Below are 17,597 nucleotides of genomic sequence, written 5' to 3'. Positions count from 1 at the left end.
TGACCGATCGGCGATCAGCGGTCAGCGGTCAGCGATCAGCGGTCAGCGGTCAGCGGTCAGCGGTCAGCGGTCAGATAAGGCTGTCGCCGGAATCCGGTGACAGCCTTTTTCATTTGCCATTGCGAAGCTGCGATTTACCGAGCACGCGCATGCCGCTCCTTCGCGTGACAGGCCGCTCAAGGATCGCATCGGTCTCGAACAGCGCGAACACGATGTCGGCCAGCACGCCCGACTTCTTCCAGCGCAGGTAGTAACGATGCGCCGTTTGATACGGCGCGTAGTGCTCCGGCATCGCGCTCCATGGCGCGCGCGCATGCAGCACCCAGAGCATGCTATTCACCACCCAGCGGATATCGATGCTGGGACGCCCACGGCGAGGTCCAGGAGCCTTCATCTCAGGTAGCAGCGGGACGATGCGATGCCATTGCTCGTCAGTGAGATCGTAAGTGGTCGGCAAATGAGGCTGCGGCTCGCGAGTGGAATTATTCATGCGGTAAAAACGCGCGGCTGCTGCATAAGCTGGCGTCGCCGTGAAATAGCGTCTATCAATCAATGGATTTCAGACTAACCGAAGCACGCTCGCGCGAAGGTTAACTCTTGTCAGCCAGCACGGGACTATGGTTAGAAACTGCAATAAGTTATTGCGCCAGGGACTTTTGGCGCGACGAGGGTGCGGGTCTATCATCGGCGCGCCGGCGCACGGCCAGCGCGCGCGGCGGACTCGAACGCATAATCCATAACCGCACAGCAGATATTCCAATGAGACAAATTAAGCTCCTGAAGACCGCAGCCATCGTGAGTGGCACCGCCCTTGCGATGACCTCCGAGCACACCTTGGCACAGAGCTCGATTACGTTGTACGGCGTCGCCGACGTGAGCGTGCGCTATCTGACCAACTCCAACGCCAGAAACGACGGCCGTCTGTTCATGACGAACGGCGCGATCACCAATAGCCGCTGGGGTCTGCGCGGCTCGGAGGATCTGGGCGGCGGCATGAAGGCGATCTTCGATCTGGAAAGCGGCATCAATCTGCAGGACGGTTCCGCCTCCGACAGCCAGCGGCTCTTCAATCGCAATGCGTACGTGGGCCTGAGCAGCCAATACGGCACGCTGACGCTGGGGCGTCAGAAGACACCGTTGTTCGACCTGCTCGGCGACACCTACGACCCGCTCACGGTCGGCAACTACTTCGAGAACTCATGGTTGCCGGGAGCGCTCGGCGCGGGCCTCTACGCGGACAACGCAGTCAAATACACCGGCAGGTACAAAGGCCTGACCATGGCCGCGATGTACTCGTTCGGCACCAACTCGGAATCGAGCGGCGCGGGCGGTTTCTCCGGCCAGGTGCCGGGCCATCTCGGCGCCGGCACGATGTACGGCTTCACGTTGTCGTATGCGGCCGGCCCGTTGAGCGTCGCCGGCGGTGTGCAGCAGAACAGCGACAACAGCAATCACAAGCAGACCATCTTCAATGCGAACGCGGTGTATGCGTTCAGCACGACGAAGGTGTACGTCGGCTATCTGCACTCGAAAGACGACACGGGTTTCGTCGACACCGCGCTGGCACAGCAGACGCTCGTGCCGGGCGTCGATATCCTGAAGGGCTCGGGCCGCGTCGACAACGGTCCATTCGCCGGCGTCACATGGCAGGCAACACCCGCGCTCACGTTGACCGGCGCGGCGTACTACGACCACATGTCCAACGCGGCGATCGGCAACGGACAACTCGGCAGCGGCAACCGCTATACGTTGGTGGCGTTGGCTGAGTACGCCTTGTCCAAGCGCACCGAGGTGTACGGGACGGTCGATTTCGACAAGGTATCGGGTGCTGCTTCGGTCGAATTGCCGGGCAAGAACAACCAGACCGGCGTTGCACTCGGTCTGCGCACGATTTTCTGAACCAGACAGGGCCGCGTGTGCCCTGCACGGCGCGCGGTATCCGGCACCCGGCATTTTCGCCAGACGCGACCATCGAATCGCGCGTGCATAAAAAAAGGTGCCGCGAACGGCACCTTTTCGTACAACAACCAGCTTCTGCTGAAGCTTAGAAGCGGTGACGCAGACCGACCGTAGCAGCCGTCTGGTTCTTCGACGACGACGGCAGTTGCGTGTTGTCGCCGCTGTAGATCGAAGCGACACCGCCGTCGCCCATTGCGTGCTGGTACACGGCTTGAGCGTAGACGTCCGTACGACGCGACAGCGAGTAGTCAGCCTGCACGCCGATCTGATGGTAGCGCACGGATTCCGAACCACCGTTCGCGCCAACGCCGTAGCCCTTGCCGTCCGTGAACGTGTAAGCAACGCCCAGGCCGAGAGCCGGGGTCAGGTTGTACTTGCCGTTGACTTCGTAGTTGTTAGCGCGCAGCGATTGCTGACCGCCCACGAAGTTGTCCGAACGCGATTGCGTCCATGCCAGACCGACGGTTGCCGGGCCGAATGCGTACGAACCAGCAACGCCGAATTCACGTTGACGGAAGTTGCCGACGTTGCCTGCCAGCGTGTTGACGTACGAACCGTCCGAAGCGCCCGTGTTACCTGCGCCCGGGTTGTTTTGCTGTGCGTAAGCAGCGCCCAGGTGCAGACCTTGCCACTGGTATGCAGCACCCACGCTGTATTCGCGGTTGTTTGCGAATGCGCCAGCCTGGTTCGAGAAGCCGTACGTGCCGCCGAACGAGAAGCCAGCGTAGTTAGCGCTCGAGTACTTGATCGAGTTGTTGACTGCGTAGCCGCCGTTCGTGTTCAGGTTGTCGTTGTTGAACGGGTGCGCGAAGTACGTACCGCCCCAGCTGCCCGTTGCGGTCAGCGGTGCCAGGTAGTCTTGAGCTGCGTCATATTGACGACCCAGCGTGACCGTACCGAATTGCGCGCTCGACAGACCGACGAACGCTTGACGGTTGAACATGCCGTTGTTGTTAGCGAACTTGCCGTTGTTGATGTTGAAGCCGCTTTCCAACGTGAAGATTGCCTTCAGACCGCCGCCCAGATCTTCCGCACCGCGCAGACCGAACATGCTTTGGTTGATGCCGCCGCTGCCGGCTGCCCACTTTGCGTTGTGGTTGACGTTGCTGGTGTACGTCAGGCCCGCGTCCAGCAGACCATACAGAGTCACGCTGCTTTGTGCGTGAGCGACGGATGCGAACGATGCGGCAACCGCAACGACGATGAGACTCTTTTTCATGCGTGGGACTCCTGTTCGATAAATTTACGCGGGGAGCGGGACCTGCCTCGGCAGCATGTGCATCGCACCTGCTGCCGCCCTTTGACCGGCCCGTTTTCGGACCGTCGGGCACCCTTGAAACGAAGCGTGAGTGTAGGGGGACGCCCTGGTAGCGCGGTCTGCAATTCACGCAACAGGATTTTTCGTAATCAGCAACAATGCAACTGCCTCGTGCATTAAGTCGTTGTTTTCCCAACGTTTACCGCAAAATCGGCTTGTTGTCGCACCTGCTATGGCGATAAGCAATTTGCAACTTCTCAATATTGTCAGTTGTATGTATGCAACAGCGTTTTAATAATCGTGACGTAATCGGGTCGGAGCAATTAGGAAATGAGAGATGTCTGATTGCTCGACAAGGAGGCAATTAGCCGCATGCACGCGGGCGCAGTAAATTTATTTTGGAAAACCTGGAACTTAATTGAATTAATACTGTCGTCGATTACCGCCAAATCGAATAGCTGGTATTAACTGGTTTTGACCATGATTTCTTTTGCGAGGGCAATTGATTTTGATGGCGCGATGTTATCCCGGCGCTGTGCGGGGGTGCGGTTCGATAGCGTTGAAGCTCCAGGCGTGCGGCGGAAGTGCTTGCCCCTGTATGGATGGAGCAAGCAATGGGGCACGGCGTACGGCTCCGGCAAGTGCACATAACGCCCGCCAGTGTCATGTAGTGTGAACGACGCCCGTTTTACAAAGCCTAGAGCCGGCAGGGGAAGCCTTCAGCACGGGCGTTGCCCGGAGGTGAAATGCGGCGCCGACCGCCGCGTGACAAAAACCCGTGCTGAAAGCGGATGGCAAACATCGAACAGCCTTCCGCCTTCATTAAACGGCACGAGCGTGCCATTCTTTTACGCGGAGTTTCCCTGGTTCCTCGTAACCACGGCCTTATGGCTTGTCTCGCGACCGCCGGGCCGCCTCCTGGTCCTCGGGCGAAGCGCCCGGAGCGAGCGGATCGATTTCGGGTGGCACACCGGGCAGTGGACGCGGCTGCTCGCCGGGTTCGTCCAGCGGCTGATTGGCAGGATCGGCGACGGGGTCAATGGTGGGGTCGGTTTGCATGTTGAGCGTCCTGAGGATGGGAATGTCTCCCAACGCTTACCGCGCAACGTCTATTCCCGAGGTTCCAGCGCTGCGGCCAATCTGTCGCGACTTCGCGGGACGGTTTCGATCGGCTGATGTCCGGCTGTAGAAAGTGCCTCAACGCGCGGCGAAACTTTCAACGCCCAACCGCGCGACTTCGCGCGCCGCGCCGTGTCACCAACTATTGACGATCGAGCCGCGAGCGTGGCGTTTCGCCAGCCGAGCCGGTCAGGAACGGCTCCAGCCCGAACAGCCACGCAAAACAGAAAGTGACACGCGACAACGCGCTGGTCTGCCGCCGAGGCACGCTTCCGCGATCGCTTTCCAGCGGCGTGTGCAACAAGGGTTGAATCTGGGCAAACTCAGCAGCGGTGTGGTCGCGTCGCATGATCATTCTCATTATTGATATGGTGTGGAAGCCGTGCTTACGCAAACGACGTGCCACTCTCACGGAGCAGACTTCGAACCGACTGAATTTCAGATTAGCGCTGCTATCGCGACGGAGTCTGTGCGCCAGAGCGCCAACGGAAAACCAGCGAATGACGAGACGAATCCCGGAAGTGAAAGATTAAATCTGACGAAGATTGCACCAACGAGCGCAAAAGGAATAACGAGATTTCCGCAGCGCGAAACGTGTTGTTTAACGTGCGCGCCTGGGTTGCGCATCGATCAATCTCAAGCGCTTCTGAATGCTGCCTTTATGGCGACGACACTTTTTATCCAACTGAATGGAAATCCACGGCGCGCGATTTAATAGCGGAACGGAAGTGACATATTGACGCGCACACTACCGCCTTCACCCCATACAAACAAAAAGGGTTCCGAAATTATCGGAACCCTTTCTTTGCATCGATGGTGGGCCGGGTCGGAGTCGAACCGACGGTGTCCTTTCGGAGGCGGATTATGAGTCCGCTGCCTGCAACCAGCACGGCGTCCGGCCCAAGAAAAAAGACCCGGTCGTGAAGGCCGGGCCTATTCGTTGATTGGCCGACATACTACACGAAAAAGGGACCTTCGCAACCGCTTCGCTACGGCGAAACAACCGCGAGGCCCCTTCAAACCGCTACATCATCTGCAACCAACGCCGGCTTCGATCAATTCCCTTCAAGGAACGACTTCAGCTTGTCCGAACGGCTCGGGTGACGCAGCTTGCGCAGCGCCTTCGCCTCGATCTGACGGATCCGCTCACGCGTCACGTCGAACTGCTTGCCGACTTCTTCGAGCGTGTGATCGGTGCTCATCTCGATACCGAAACGCATGCGCAGCACCTTCGCTTCGCGCGGCGTCAGCGAGTCGAGCACGTCTTTCACGACATCGCGCATGCTGGCATGCAAAGCCGCGTCGGCCGGCGCAACCGTGTTGTTGTCTTCGATGAAGTCGCCCAGATGCGAATCGTCGTCGTCACCGATCGGCGTTTCCATCGAGATCGGCTCCTTCGCGATCTTCATGATCTTGCGGATCTTGTCTTCCGGCATTTCCATCTTCTCGGCCAGCGTCGCGGGATCCGGTTCGAGACCGGTTTCCTGCAGAATCTGACGCGAGATGCGGTTCATCTTGTTGATCGTTTCGATCATGTGAACCGGAATCCGGATCGTGCGCGCCTGGTCGGCGATCGAACGCGTAATGGCCTGACGGATCCACCACGTTGCGTACGTGGAGAACTTGTAGCCACGACGGTATTCGAACTTGTCCACCGCCTTCATCAGACCGATGTTGCCCTCCTGAATCAGGTCGAGGAACTGCAGACCACGGTTCGTGTACTTCTTCGCGATCGAGATCACGAGACGCAAGTTCGCCTCGGTCATTTCGCGCTTCGCCTGACGCGCCTTCAATTCACCCGCAGCCATCTGACGGTTGGTTTCCTTCAGGTCCTTCAGCGGCAGGACGACACGCGCCTGCAGATCCAGCAGACGTTGCTGCTGCTCGCGAATGGCCGGAATGTTCCGCGTGAGGATCGCGCTATACGCATGACCTTCACCGACGATCTTGTCGGCCCACTCGAGATCCGTTTCGCTGCCCGGGAAACGCGCGATGAATTCCGCACGCGGCATGCCGCATTTGTCGACCACCGTGTGCAGGATCTGACGCTCGACCTGACGCACTTCGTCCACCTGCGCCCGCAGCGTGTCGCACAGACGCTCGACGGTACGCGCGGTGAAGCGGATCGTCATGAGCTCGTTCTGGATCGTTTCCTGTGCCTTCAGATAGGACTTGGACTTGTAGCCTTCCTTCTCGAACGCGCGACGCATCTTGTCGAACCATTCGCTGATCATCGCGAATTTTTCGAGCGAAGCACGCTTGAGCGCTTCCATCTGCGCTGCGTTGGCCGTGGCTTGCGCCGTGCCGTCGTCTTCTTCCTCGTCTTCTTCCGAGTCTTCTTCGACTTCCTCGTCTTCGCTCTCGATCGCTTCCGCTTCCTGCGCGGAGAAACCGTCCGCGTCTTCCGCGTTGGCGTCGATCAGGCCGTCGACCAGTTCGTCGATGCGAATTTCCTCATTCGCGACGCGCTCGGCCATTGCCAGGATGTCGGCGATCGTGGTCGGGCAGGCGGAGATGGCCATCACCATGTGCTTCAGGCCGTCTTCGATCCGCTTGGCGATTTCGATTTCGCCTTCGCGCGTGAGCAGTTCGACCGTGCCCATTTCACGCATGTACATGCGGACCGGGTCCGTAGTGCGGCCGAATTCCGAGTCGACGGTGGACAGCGCGACTTCCGCTTCTTCTTCCACTTCGTCGTCCGACGAAGCCGCCGGCGCGTTGTCGTTCAGCAGCAGGGTTTCAGCGTCAGGGGCCTGTTCGTACACCGCCACGCCCATGTCGTTGAACGTGCTGATGATGCCTTCGATCGCCTCGGTCTCGGTGAAGTTGTCCGGCAGGTGGTCGTTGATCTCAGCGTACGTGAGGAAACCGCGCTCCTTGCCGAGCTTGATCAGCGCGCGCAGTTTCGAGCGGCGCTCCTCGAGCTCCTCGACCGTGCCCGGCTGTGACGACGCGAAAGCGTCTTTCAGCAGCGCTTTTTCCTTTGCACGACGGTCGCGAGCCTTGGCCTTTTCAACCTTGGCCGGAGCAGCAGCCGTGGGGTTTTCTTCGCTTTGGGTTGCGTCGTCATCGACGGGTACTTCGTTCAGCTTTTTCGTCATGGAGTTCGCCGTACCGGCTGTAGTCTCGACTCGCGGCTGGTGGACGCCAGCCGGTTGAACCGTGGATACTGGAACCTCGCGCACTGCCGCATCGTCCTGCGCGGCAGCCGCTTCCCTTGCGCTTCTGACACCCGACCCCTTCGTGGCCGGCACTGCTACAGCTTTCGCCGCCCTGACCGGCTCCGCTCGCGCAGCCGAAGTGGTCGAGGACTTCTTCCCGGCAACCGGTGCAACACTGACCGCAGACGCTTTTTTGGCAGAAGAAACTAACCTGGCTTCGGTGACCTTTCTGGTCGGCTCCTTGGAGCTCGTGCCTGTCGTTTTCCGTCCGCCCGTTGTTCCGTCCGCAGTCTTTGCCATCGCATCGCCTTTTCGCCTTTGCTAGGAAAACCCTTGAAAAACAATCCGCTGGAAACCTTTTATTATAGCACCGAGGGTCTCCGCGCTCCGCCTACAGCCCGAGCTGGCGCTTCATGTCAGCCCGCTTCCGATTGAGCTCCGACAGCTCCGCAAACTCCTCCGGCGTGTGCCGGGATTGCCGCGAAAGCTGCTCGAGACGATCGCAGTAAGCGTCGTACCGCATCTTCAGGATCGCCGCCTTCAGCTCCTCTCCGACGATCCGCTCCTGCTCGCGCCGCTCCTCGATGACGGTCGCATCTTCCGGGTCCTTCAGCAGCAAATCCCGGACGTTTTCATCATAGTCTAGAATTTTGCGAAAGATTTCCTCGAAAGTTGGGGCGTTCGCACCGTTTCGCAATAGGTCGGACAACAACTGAAACTCCGCCGAATCGCCCAGCGCACGTGCGTGCGTCGTCACTTCCTCGAACAGTTCACCGTGCCGCGTAACCGCGAGCAGCGCCTGTTCAGCCTCTTCGTCCAGCACGCCGACGGTGCGCGGATACATCACCAGATTGCGCAGCGTTTTTTCCTCGATCCCCGTCACACTGCGCCGGTCTTTGCGGGCCGGTGCGGCACGGGCCGCCGCCGCGATCCGGGAATCGACCTCGCACAGCGCGGCGACTTCGTCGAACGGCACATCGAGCCGGTCGGCGAACATATGCATGATCTGCGCGCGCAGGGCATTGGCCGGCAGCGCCTGCAGCAGCGGTTTGGCGTCGAACAGCGCGCGGGCACGGCCTTCCGGCTGATCCAGCTCCTTGCCGGTCAACACTTCGTTCAGCATGAACTGCGACAGCGGCATGGCCCGCTCGACCTGCTCGGCAAAGGCCTCGGTGCCGTATTCACGCACATAGCTGTCCGGATCGTGCTCGGACGGCAAAAACAGGAACCGGATGGTCCGGTTGTCCGCCGCGTGCGGCAGACACGCATCCAGCGCGCGGCGAGCGGCGCGCCGGCCGGCCGAATCGCCGTCGAAACTGAAGATGACCGTGTCGGTCTGGCGCATCAGTTTCTGCACATGAATCGGCGTGCAGGCCGTGCCGAGCGTGGCGACCGCGTTCTGGAACCCTAATTGGGCCAGCGCAACCACGTCCATGTAACCTTCCACGACCAGCACGTAGTGTTGTTCCCGGATCGCCAGACGCGCCTCGAACAGCCCATACAGCTCGCTGCCCTTGTTAAATAATGGCGTTTCGGGCGAATTCAAATATTTGGGCTCGCCGCTGTCCAGCACGCGGCCGCCGAAGCCGATCACCTGCCCCTTCACATTGCGAATCGGGAACATGATCCGCTCGCGAAAGCGGTCGTACCGGCGGTTCTGGCCCTGAGCGTCGGACTTTTCGCTGACGATCACCAAACCCGATTCGACCAGCGCATCGTCGCGATAGTTCGGAAAGGCCGGTTCGAGGTTCTGCCAGCCGTCCGGGGCGTAGCCGAGTCCGAAACGGGCCGCGATCTCACCGGTCAAGCCGCGCTTCTTCAGATACTGGATCGCGGCCGGCGCGCCGCGCAGTTGCTTGCGATAGAAGTCGCAGGCGGTCTGCATGACATCGGACAGCGCCGTGGTAACCGCTTTGGATGCTGCCGGCGCATAGCCGCCGCCGGACCCGCCGCCATAGCCGGGCGACGGCTCGTTCGGCACGGTCAACCCGACGGACTGCGCCAACTCATTGACCGCCTCGGGAAACGAGGACCCGACGTGTTCCATCAGGAAACCAATGGCCGTACCGTGCGCGCCGCAGCCGAAGCAGTGATAGAACTGCTTAGTCGGACTAACCGTAAACGATGGGCTTTTCTCGTTGTGGAACGGGCACAGCCCCATGAAGTTCGCGCCGCCCTTTTTTAACTGCACATACCGGCCGACCACGTCGACGATATCGACGCGGTTGAGCAGGTCCTGCAGGAATGACGGAGGAATCACAGTAAATGACGCTGCCTTAAAAAACTCAACGCCGTGCATGCTGTCGAAAAACAGCTTGCACGACGCGACAAATACGGAAATTTACTTCGCGAGCGCGGCTTTGACTTGCGCCGAAACAGCGGTCATGTCGGCGCGGCCGGCCAGCTTCGGCTTGAGGACGCCCATCACCTTGCCCATGTCTTGCGGTCCGGCTGCGCCGGTTTGCGCCACCGCTGCCTGGACTTCGGCAACGATCTCCGCCTCGGACATCTGCTCCGGCATATAAGCAGACAAGATCGCCAGTTCGGCCTTTTCCTTGTCCGCCAGATCGGTGCGGCCGGCGGCTTCGAACTGGCTGATCGAGTCCTTGCGCTGTTTGATCATCTTGTCGATGACAGCGGTGATCGCGGTGTCGTCGAGCGTGATGCGCTCGTCGACTTCGCGCTGCTTGATCGCGGCGAGCAGCAGGCGGACCGTGCCGAGGCGCTCGGTCTCACGTGCCCGCATGGCGGCCTTCATATCGTCGTTGATCCGGTCCTTGAGACTCATCACTCACCTGAATACGTTGAAATTGGAAAAACCGGCCAGACTAACCACTCAACACGCGCATCAACACGAATACCCGCTTGGGACTGCTTCCTCAAGCGGGTTGGCACACTGTGCGTGGTGGTAGCGACCCTGCCGGCTGGCCCGAAGGGCCGTGTTTTCCGTGATGGCGCCTGTCGCGCCCTCACCGGTTGGATGTCGCCGCTCCGTCAGACGGGAACCGCGGCAACGCCAGAATCAGTAGAACTTCTTTGGCAGCATCTGGCTACGCAGACGCTTGAAATGACGCTTCACCGCGGACGCCTTCTTACGCTTGCGCTCAGCCGTAGGCTTTTCGTAAAACTCGCGAGCGCGAAGTTCCGTCAACAAGCCGCTTTTCTCCATGGTGCGCTTGAACCGGCGCATGGCAACTTCAAACGGCTCGTTGTCTTTTACGCGGATGGTCGTCATTTTTCAATAACGGAACTTTGTCAAGGTTCAGGAGTATAGCAGAGCTTTCTCACAAAGCCAGAGCGCCGTCAAGCCCCTCTGGCATACTCCGCGGCCGCCTCGCCGGCCGCCACACCCGACGCCCACGCCCACTGAAAATTGTAGCCGCCCAGCCAGCCGGTTACGTCGACGGCTTCGCCGATGAAGTACAAGCCCGGCGCACGCGCGCTCATCATCGTCGATGACGAAAGGTCGCGCGTGTCGATGCCGCCGCGCGTCACTTCGGCTTTGCGATAACCTTCCGTGCCGTTGGGCGTGAGCGTCCAGCGCGACAGCGCCTCGCCGACGCGACGCAGGGTTTTGTCCGGCAGATCGGCCACGCGCGCTTCGGCGGGAATCTGATGGGTTTCCAGCCAGACATGGGCGAGCCGCTGCGGGACCCATTCCGACAACAGATTGGCGATCTGCCGCTTCGTGCCGGTCTTCGCTTCCAGCAAGGCGGTCGCAGCGTCCTGCTCCGGCAGCAAGTTGATGTGAATCGGCTCGCCGGGCTGCCAGTAGCTCGATATCTGCAGCACACCCGGGCCGGAAAGACCGCGGTGAGTGAGCAGCAGGTCTTCGTTGAATTCGGCGCCGGTCTTCTTGTTGCCGGTCGCGAGTTGCACTTGCAGCGAGACGCCGGAAAGCGCCGCGAACGGCTCCCAGTCGGCAGCGGCGAAGGTCAGCGGGACCAGCGCGGGGCGCGTGTCGATCAGCTTGTGACCGAACTGCTTGGCAAGGCGATAGGCGAAATCCGTGGCGCCGATCTTGGGAATCGACAGCCCGCCGGTCGCGATCACAAGCGCGCGCGCCGTAATCGGCCCCGAGTGCGTATCCAGCGTGAAGCGCCCTTCCGGATCCTGCCGCACCTGCTCGACCGACAAAGGCGTGCGCCATGCCACGCGGCCCGCGTCGCACTCGCTCTTCAGCACATTGATGACCGCGTCGCTCGACTGATCGCAGAAAAGCTGGCCTTTGTGCTTCTCGTGCCACGTCACATGGTGGCGCTTGAGAAGCGCCATGAAGTCGCGCGGTGTATAGCGCGCGAGTGCCGAGCGGCAAAAATGCGGATTGGCCGACAAATAATTGGCCGGGCCGGCATACAGATTCGTGAAGTTGCAACGGCCGCCACCGGAGATGCGGATCTTCTCCGCGAGACGCTGCGAGTGGTCGATCAGCACCACGCGGCGGCCGAGTTGCCCGGCCACCGCCGCGCACATCATGCCGGCCGCACCGGCGCCGATCACTGCGATATCGAAGGATTCCATGGGGCCGCATTGTACCCGCGCGTCGGCGGCGCCTTGCCCGCACTGCTATACTTTGAGGCTTGCCTCCTCACTTTCGGGCGCCGGAGTTTTGCCACTTCTGCGTCCGCTCAAGCCCACCATCATGCTCGTTCTCGGCATCGAAAGCTCCTGCGACGAAACCGGTCTCGCGCTCTACGACACGGAGCGCGGCCTGCTCGCGCACGCGCTGCATTCGCAAATTGCGATGCATCGGGAGTACGGCGGCGTGGTGCCGGAACTGGCGTCGCGCGACCACATCCGGCGTGCGCTGCCGCTGCTTGAGGAGGTGATGGAACGCGCGGGCGCGGCCCGCAGCGACATCGACGCAATCGCCTACACGCAAGGCCCCGGTCTCGCGGGCGCGCTGCTCGTTGGCGCGAGCGTCGCCAATTCGCTGGCCATGGCGTGGGACAAGCCGACCATCGGCATTCATCATCTGGAAGGGCATTTGCTGTCGCCGCTGCTGGTGGATGAGCCGCCGCCCTTCCCGTTCGTCGCGCTGCTGGTTTCGGGCGGTCATACGCAGTTGATGCGCGTGACCGACGTGGGTGTCTACGAGACGCTCGGCGAAACGCTAGACGACGCCGCCGGCGAAGCCTTCGACAAAACCGCCAAGCTGCTCGGCCTTGGTTATCCGGGCGGCCCGGAAATCTCGCGCATGGCTGAATTCGGCACGCCCGGCGCGGTGGTCCTGCCGCGTCCCATGCTGCATTCCGGCGACCTGGATTTCAGTTTCAGCGGCTTGAAAACCGCTGTTCTCACGCACGCCAAGAAGCTCGGCGGCGCGAATATTTGCGAGCAGGCGAAAGCCGATCTGGCGCGCGGTTTCGTCGACGCGGCAGTCGACGTGCTAGCGGCGAAGTCGCTGGCCGCGCTGAAGAAGACGAAGCTCAACCGGTTAGTCGTTGCAGGCGGTGTCGGCGCGAACCGGCAGTTGCGCGAAGCGCTGTCCGCTGCCGCGAAGAAGCGCAATTTCTACGTGCACTATCCGGACCTGTCGCTGTGCACGGACAACGGCGCGATGATCGCGCTGGCGGGCGCCTTGCGACTGCAGCGCTGGCCCGATCAGTCGGGCAAGGACTACGCGTTCACGGTGAAGCCGCGCTGGGATCTGACGTCCCTCGCACGCTAAGCCCGTAATGTTCTAGTCGTAAAAAAGCCGCTCTCAAACGAAGCGGCTTTTTTCATGCATCGGCAAACGCGCGTATCAAGCAACGCGCTTATCCCGTTCGATCACCGCGTACGCGCTGTGATTGTGAATCGACTCGAAGTTCTCGGCTTCCAGCACATAGGCGACGATCCGCTCGTCCGCGTTCAGACGCTGCGCGACATCGCGCACGAGGTCTTCGACGAACTTAGGATTTTCATAAGCGCGCTCGGTCACGAACTTCTCGTCCGGGCGCTTGAGCAAGCCCCACAGTTCGCATGAGGCTTCTTCTTCGGCGATACGGATCAGTTCTTCCACGGCCACATCGCCCGCCAGTTCGGCGTTGATCGTGACGTGCGAGCGCTGGTTATGCGCGCCGTACTGCGAGATCTTCTTGGAACACGGGCACAGGCTCGTCACCGGCACCAGCACCTGCAGGAACAGGCGCGTCGCACCGTTGCGCGTCTCACCCGTCAGCGTGACTTCGTAGTCGAGCAGGCTTTGCACGCCCGATACCGGCGCGGTCTTGTTCACGAAGTACGGGAACGACACCTCGATGCGGCCAGCCTCGGCCTCGAGCTTTTCGAGCATGGCGGCGAGCATGGTGCGGAACGTGGCTGGCTCCAGCGGCGCCTTGTTCTCTTCGAGCAACGCGACGAAACGCGACATGTGCGTGCCCTTCTGGTCAGCCGGCAGATGCACGTCGAGATTCCACGTGCCGACCGTCGGTTGCACCTCGCCGCCTTGCGTGCGCACCGTCAGCGGATGGCGCACGGCCTTCACGCCGACCCGTTGAATCGGGATCTGACGGGTGTCGGGCGTGCTTTGCACGTCGGGCATCACAAAGGCGGGATTCATCTGATTCATTTTCTTGTCCTTTCAGGAAACGCCGAACCGCCCCGAGTCTTCGCCCCGAAAGAAGTCCCCGTTGGGGACTCCCCTCGCGAGGGCCGGCGCGAAGCGACAGGTTCGGCGGCTTCCAGCGGCCGCGCGGATCAAGGCGCGCAACGGCGAACGCCGGCCCCTGCCGGCGTTGGATGATGGGCCCGAAGGCCCACCGATTCAAGTTGGAGATTGCTTATGGCCGCCATGGCGCGGCGGCCGCACCGCGAGCGACGACGCTTTACGCGACGCGCTTCACCGACGACTGGCCGCCGACCGCGCCGCTCGACAGGAAGCGCTCGCGGATCGACCTGGTGATACCCGCGGCGTCGAGACCACACGCGGCGAGCAGCTTGGCCGGGTCCCCATGATCGATGAACCGATCGGGAAGGCCCAATTGTAGTACGGGTCGCATAACCCCACTTTCAAGCAGGGCTTCGACGCAAGCCGAACCCGCGCCACCCATCACGCAGCCTTCTTCGACGGTCACGATAGCGTCGTGCGTTTCGGCCAGCTGACGGACCAGCGCGGCGTCCAGCGGCTTCACGAAGCGCATGTTCGCGACGGTGGCGTCCAGTTGCTCGGCGGCTGCCAGCGACGGCGCCACCATCGTGCCGAACGCCAGAATCGCAATGCGTTTGCCGGCCGGCTGCGACGTTTCGCGACGAATCTCGCCCTTGCCGAGCGGCAGCGCCGCCATCTGCTTGACAGTGGCGACGCCCGTGCCGGCGCCGCGCGGATAGCGCACCGCCGTCGGGTTCGGCTGCTGCAACGCCGTGTACAGCATCTGGCGGCATTCGTTTTCGTCCGACGCGGCCATCACCGTCATGTTCGGGATGCAGCGCAGGAACGCCAGGTCGTAAGCGCCCGCGTGCGTGGCGCCGTCCGCCCCGACCAGACCCGCGCGGTCGATGGCGAACACCACCGGCAGGTTCTGCAGCGCGACGTCGTGAATCAGTTGGTCGTAAGCGCGTTGCAGGAAGGTCGAGTAGATCGCGACCACCGGCTTCATGCCTTCCGCGGCCAGACCGCCGGCGAACGTCACCGCGTGTTGCTCGGCGATGCCGACGTCGAAGTAACGATCCGGGAAGCGCTTCTCGAACTCCACCATGCCCGAGCCTTCGCGCATGGCCGGCGTGATGCCGACTACACGTGCGTCCAGCTCGGCCGCGTCGCACAGCCATTCGCCGAACACCTGCGTGTAGGTCTTCTTCGACGGCGTGGTGGCCGGCTTGATGCCTTCAGCCGGATTGAACTTGCCCGGCCCGTGATACAACACCGGATCGGCTTCGGCGAGCTTGTAGCCTTGGCCTTTCTTCGTCACGACGTGCAGGAATTGCGGACCGCGCAATTCCTTGATGTTCTGCAGCGTCGGGATCAGCGAATCGAGGTCGTGTCCGTCGATCGGGCCGATGTAGTTGAAGCCGAACTCTTCAAACAGCGTGGCCGGCACGATCATGCCCTTGGCGTGCTCTTCGAGCTTGCGGGCGAGATCGAGCATGGGCGGCGCGACGCGCAGCACGCGTTCGACACCGGCACGCGCGGCGGCGTAGAAGCGGCCCGACATCAGGCGCGCCAGATGGCGATTCAGCGCGCCGACCGGCGGCGAAATCGACATGTCGTTGTCGTTCAGGATGACCAGCAGGGGCACGTCGTCTTCGACGCCGGCGTTGTTCATCGCCTCGAACGCCATGCCGGCGGTCATTGCGCCGTCGCCGATCACAGCGATGCCCGTGCGGTTGTCGCCTTGCAGCTTGCTCGCGATCGCCATGCCGAGCGCGGCGGAGATCGACGTGCTGGAGTGCGCGGTGCCAAAGGTGTCGTATTCAGACTCGTCACGCTTCGGGAAGCCCGAGATGCCGCCCAGTTGACGCAGCGTGTGCATCTGGTCGCGGCGGCCCGTCAGAATCTTGTGCGGATAGGTTTGATGGCCGACGTCCCAGACGATCCGGTCGCGCGGCGTATCGAACACGTAGTGCAGAGCAATGGTCAACTCGACCGTGCCGAGGTTGGACGAAAGATGGCCGCCCGTCTGCGATACGCTGTCGAGCACGAAGGCACGCAACTCGTCGGCAAGCGGTTGCAGTTGGCGGCGATCGAGGCGGCGCAAGGCTGCCGGGTCGTCAATGGTTTTCAGCAAGTCGTACATCGTCGTTCCATTGTAGGAAAACTTACGCGCCCGCACTTCATACATGCGCCTCATAACGGAGACGCGCGGCGGCGGGCTTTCGCGTTCAGCTAACCCGGTTCACCACCAGGTCGGCCAATTCGGCAAGACGCTGCGCGCGTGCGCCGAACGGCGCCATCGCGGCGTGAGCGTCGCTGCGCAACTGCGCCGCGAGCGCGCGCGATGCGTCGAGCCCAATAATCGACACGTAGGTCGGCTTGCCGTCCTTCGCGTCTTTACCTGCCGTTTTGCCGAGCGTCGCGGAATCGGTCGTGACGTCGAGAATATCGTCCACGACCTGAAACGCGAGGCCGACAGCGGCCGAATACGCATCCAGCGAACGCATGGCGTCCGCGTCCGGCGTTTCGCCCGCCAGTGCGCCCATGCGCACCGCGGCGCGCAGCAACGCGCCGGTTTTCATGCGATGCATGGTTTCGAGTTGCGTGCGCGTCAGCGTGTGGCCGACGCTCGCCAGGTCGATGGCCTGCCCGCCGCACATGCCGATCGAACCGCTCGCCAGCGCCAGTTCGCGCACCAGCGCGGCCTGCTGCGCCGGGGCGAGAACGTCCGACGTCAGCGAAACGAACGCTTGGGATTGCAACGCGTCGCCGACCAGCAATGCCGTTGCTTCGTCATATTTGACGTGTACGGTAGGCTTGCCGCGACGCAGCGCGTCGTCGTCCATGCACGGCATGTCGTCGTGGACGAGCGAGTACACGTGGATCATTTCCAGCGCCGCCGCCGCAGCGTCGAGGCACTCGGCGCGCGCGCCGGTCAGTTCGCCGGCCGCGTGGCACAGCAGCGGGCGAACCCGCTTGCCGCCGCCCAGCACGGCGTAGCGCATGGCTTCATGCAGCGTGGCGGGCGCGGTTGCCTCGGTGGGCAGGTAATGTTCTAGCGCCGTTTCGACGCGCTCCAGTACCGAGCGCATCCATTGTTCGAATGTCATAGGTCGTCCCCGCTTTCAGTAGCGGCTGTGCCTGCGGTATTCATGGGCAGCGGCTTGAGCGTCTCGCCGTCGAGCACGCGCACCTGCTGCTCGACCTTTTCGAGCTGCTGCTGGCAAAACGCCACGAGGGCGGCGCCGCGCCGGTAGGCGGTGAGCGACTCCTCGAGGCTGAGGTTGCCGCTTTCCATGCGTGCAACCAGCCCTTCCAACTCTGACTGGGCGGCCTCGTAATTCTCGGGCAGCGGCGTGGTGTCGACGCCTTCGGCTGGCGTGGCAGCAGTATCTTTCGACGCGGTCTTCGCCATGAATAGTCGCAAAATTAAAACAAGTCGGACATTCTACGGCAAAAGCGATATTTCCGAGCCGCCGCCGCCCTACGCCTCGCCTTCCCTCTGAGCGCCGTCCCAGCAGTCTCG

The 17,597-nt window shown here is 61.9% G+C and carries 15 protein-coding genes and 1 tRNA gene; 2 read left to right on the top strand and 14 right to left on the bottom strand.

The window, feature by feature from the left end; all coding sequences use genetic code 11:
• Window positions 1-109: 109 nt before the first annotated feature.
• Window positions 110-490 carry a transposase gene (locus B0G73_RS18035; RefSeq protein ID WP_146144196.1) on the bottom strand — a complete coding sequence of 127 codons (381 nt, stop codon included), beginning with the start codon at window positions 488-490 and terminating at the stop codon, window positions 110-112.
• 326 nt (window positions 491-816) lie between these two features.
• Between B0G73_RS18035 and B0G73_RS18030 the strand changes: the two genes are divergently transcribed.
• Window positions 817-1,899 (top strand): porin, encoded by a 1,083-nt coding sequence (locus tag B0G73_RS18030; RefSeq protein ID WP_258193357.1) that lies wholly within the window; start codon window positions 817-819, stop codon window positions 1,897-1,899.
• 145 nt (window positions 1,900-2,044) lie between these two features.
• On the opposite strand, the gene B0G73_RS18025 is transcribed toward B0G73_RS18030, so the two are convergent.
• The 9 genes from B0G73_RS18025 to B0G73_RS17990 all read right to left on the bottom strand — a co-directional run bounded on the left by B0G73_RS18025 (window position 2,045) and on the right by B0G73_RS17990 (window position 12,018).
• Window positions 2,045-3,178, bottom strand: coding sequence for a porin (locus B0G73_RS18025; RefSeq protein ID WP_106282670.1), 1,134 nt, complete (start codon window positions 3,176-3,178; stop codon window positions 2,045-2,047).
• A gap of 924 nt (window positions 3,179-4,102) precedes the next feature.
• On the bottom strand, window positions 4,103-4,276 hold the full coding sequence (locus B0G73_RS40520) for a hypothetical protein (protein ID WP_181196575.1): 174 nt from the start codon (window positions 4,274-4,276) through the stop codon (window positions 4,103-4,105).
• A gap of 202 nt (window positions 4,277-4,478) precedes the next feature.
• Window positions 4,479-4,685: a hypothetical protein gene (locus B0G73_RS18020; RefSeq protein WP_181196574.1), complete on the bottom strand. Its 207-nt coding sequence runs from the start codon at window positions 4,683-4,685 to the stop codon at window positions 4,479-4,481.
• Between the two features lie 465 nt (window positions 4,686-5,150).
• Window positions 5,151-5,238: transfer RNA gene (locus tag B0G73_RS18015), tRNA-Ile, on the bottom strand.
• A 153-nt stretch (window positions 5,239-5,391) separates the two neighbouring features.
• Window positions 5,392-7,797: an RNA polymerase sigma factor RpoD gene (rpoD, locus tag B0G73_RS18010; protein WP_106282668.1), complete on the bottom strand. Its 2,406-nt coding sequence runs from the start codon at window positions 7,795-7,797 to the stop codon at window positions 5,392-5,394.
• A 91-nt stretch (window positions 7,798-7,888) separates the two neighbouring features.
• Window positions 7,889-9,757 carry a DNA primase gene (dnaG, locus tag B0G73_RS18005; protein WP_106282667.1) on the bottom strand — a complete coding sequence of 623 codons (1,869 nt, stop codon included), beginning with the start codon at window positions 9,755-9,757 and terminating at the stop codon, window positions 7,889-7,891.
• Window positions 9,758-9,838: 81 nt separating this feature from the next.
• On the bottom strand, window positions 9,839-10,285 hold the full coding sequence (locus B0G73_RS18000) for a GatB/YqeY domain-containing protein (RefSeq protein WP_011490548.1): 447 nt from the start codon (window positions 10,283-10,285) through the stop codon (window positions 9,839-9,841).
• 234 nt (window positions 10,286-10,519) lie between these two features.
• Window positions 10,520-10,732: a 30S ribosomal protein S21 gene (gene rpsU / locus B0G73_RS17995; RefSeq protein WP_106282666.1), complete on the bottom strand. Its 213-nt coding sequence runs from the start codon at window positions 10,730-10,732 to the stop codon at window positions 10,520-10,522.
• 68 nt (window positions 10,733-10,800) lie between these two features.
• Complete coding sequence (locus B0G73_RS17990; protein ID WP_106282665.1) at window positions 10,801-12,018, bottom strand: NAD(P)/FAD-dependent oxidoreductase; 1,218 nt, start codon at window positions 12,016-12,018, stop codon at window positions 10,801-10,803.
• 121 nt (window positions 12,019-12,139) lie between these two features.
• Here B0G73_RS17990 and tsaD point away from each other — a divergent pair, with 121 nt between their 5' ends.
• Window positions 12,140-13,168 (top strand): tRNA (adenosine(37)-N6)-threonylcarbamoyltransferase complex transferase subunit TsaD, encoded by a 1,029-nt coding sequence (gene tsaD / locus B0G73_RS17985; protein WP_106282773.1) that lies wholly within the window; start codon window positions 12,140-12,142, stop codon window positions 13,166-13,168.
• 75 nt (window positions 13,169-13,243) lie between these two features.
• On the opposite strand, the gene folE2 is transcribed toward tsaD, so the two are convergent.
• The 4 genes from folE2 to B0G73_RS17965 form a co-directional block, all read right to left on the bottom strand.
• Window positions 13,244-14,050 (bottom strand): GTP cyclohydrolase FolE2, encoded by an 807-nt coding sequence (gene folE2 / locus B0G73_RS17980; RefSeq protein ID WP_106282664.1) that lies wholly within the window; start codon window positions 14,048-14,050, stop codon window positions 13,244-13,246.
• Between the two features lie 256 nt (window positions 14,051-14,306).
• Entirely contained in the window at window positions 14,307-16,214 is a 1,908-nt protein-coding gene (gene dxs / locus B0G73_RS17975; protein ID WP_106282663.1) for a 1-deoxy-D-xylulose-5-phosphate synthase, read from the bottom strand.
• An 85-nt stretch (window positions 16,215-16,299) separates the two neighbouring features.
• Complete coding sequence (locus B0G73_RS17970) at window positions 16,300-17,181, bottom strand: polyprenyl synthetase family protein (protein WP_106282662.1); 882 nt, start codon at window positions 17,179-17,181, stop codon at window positions 16,300-16,302.
• The gene (locus B0G73_RS17965) at window positions 17,178-17,486 is read right to left on the bottom strand and encodes an exodeoxyribonuclease VII small subunit (protein WP_106282661.1); all 309 of its coding nucleotides are present in this window, start codon (window positions 17,484-17,486) and stop codon (window positions 17,178-17,180) included. The genes B0G73_RS17970 and B0G73_RS17965 overlap by 4 nt, the downstream gene beginning before the upstream one ends.
• Between the last annotated feature and the right edge of the window lie 111 nt (window positions 17,487-17,597).

The organism is Paraburkholderia sp. BL25I1N1 (assembly GCF_003002025.1).
Classification (GTDB): Bacteria; Pseudomonadota; Gammaproteobacteria; order Burkholderiales; family Burkholderiaceae; genus Paraburkholderia.
This window is presented reverse-complemented; position numbering and strand designations above follow the sequence as displayed.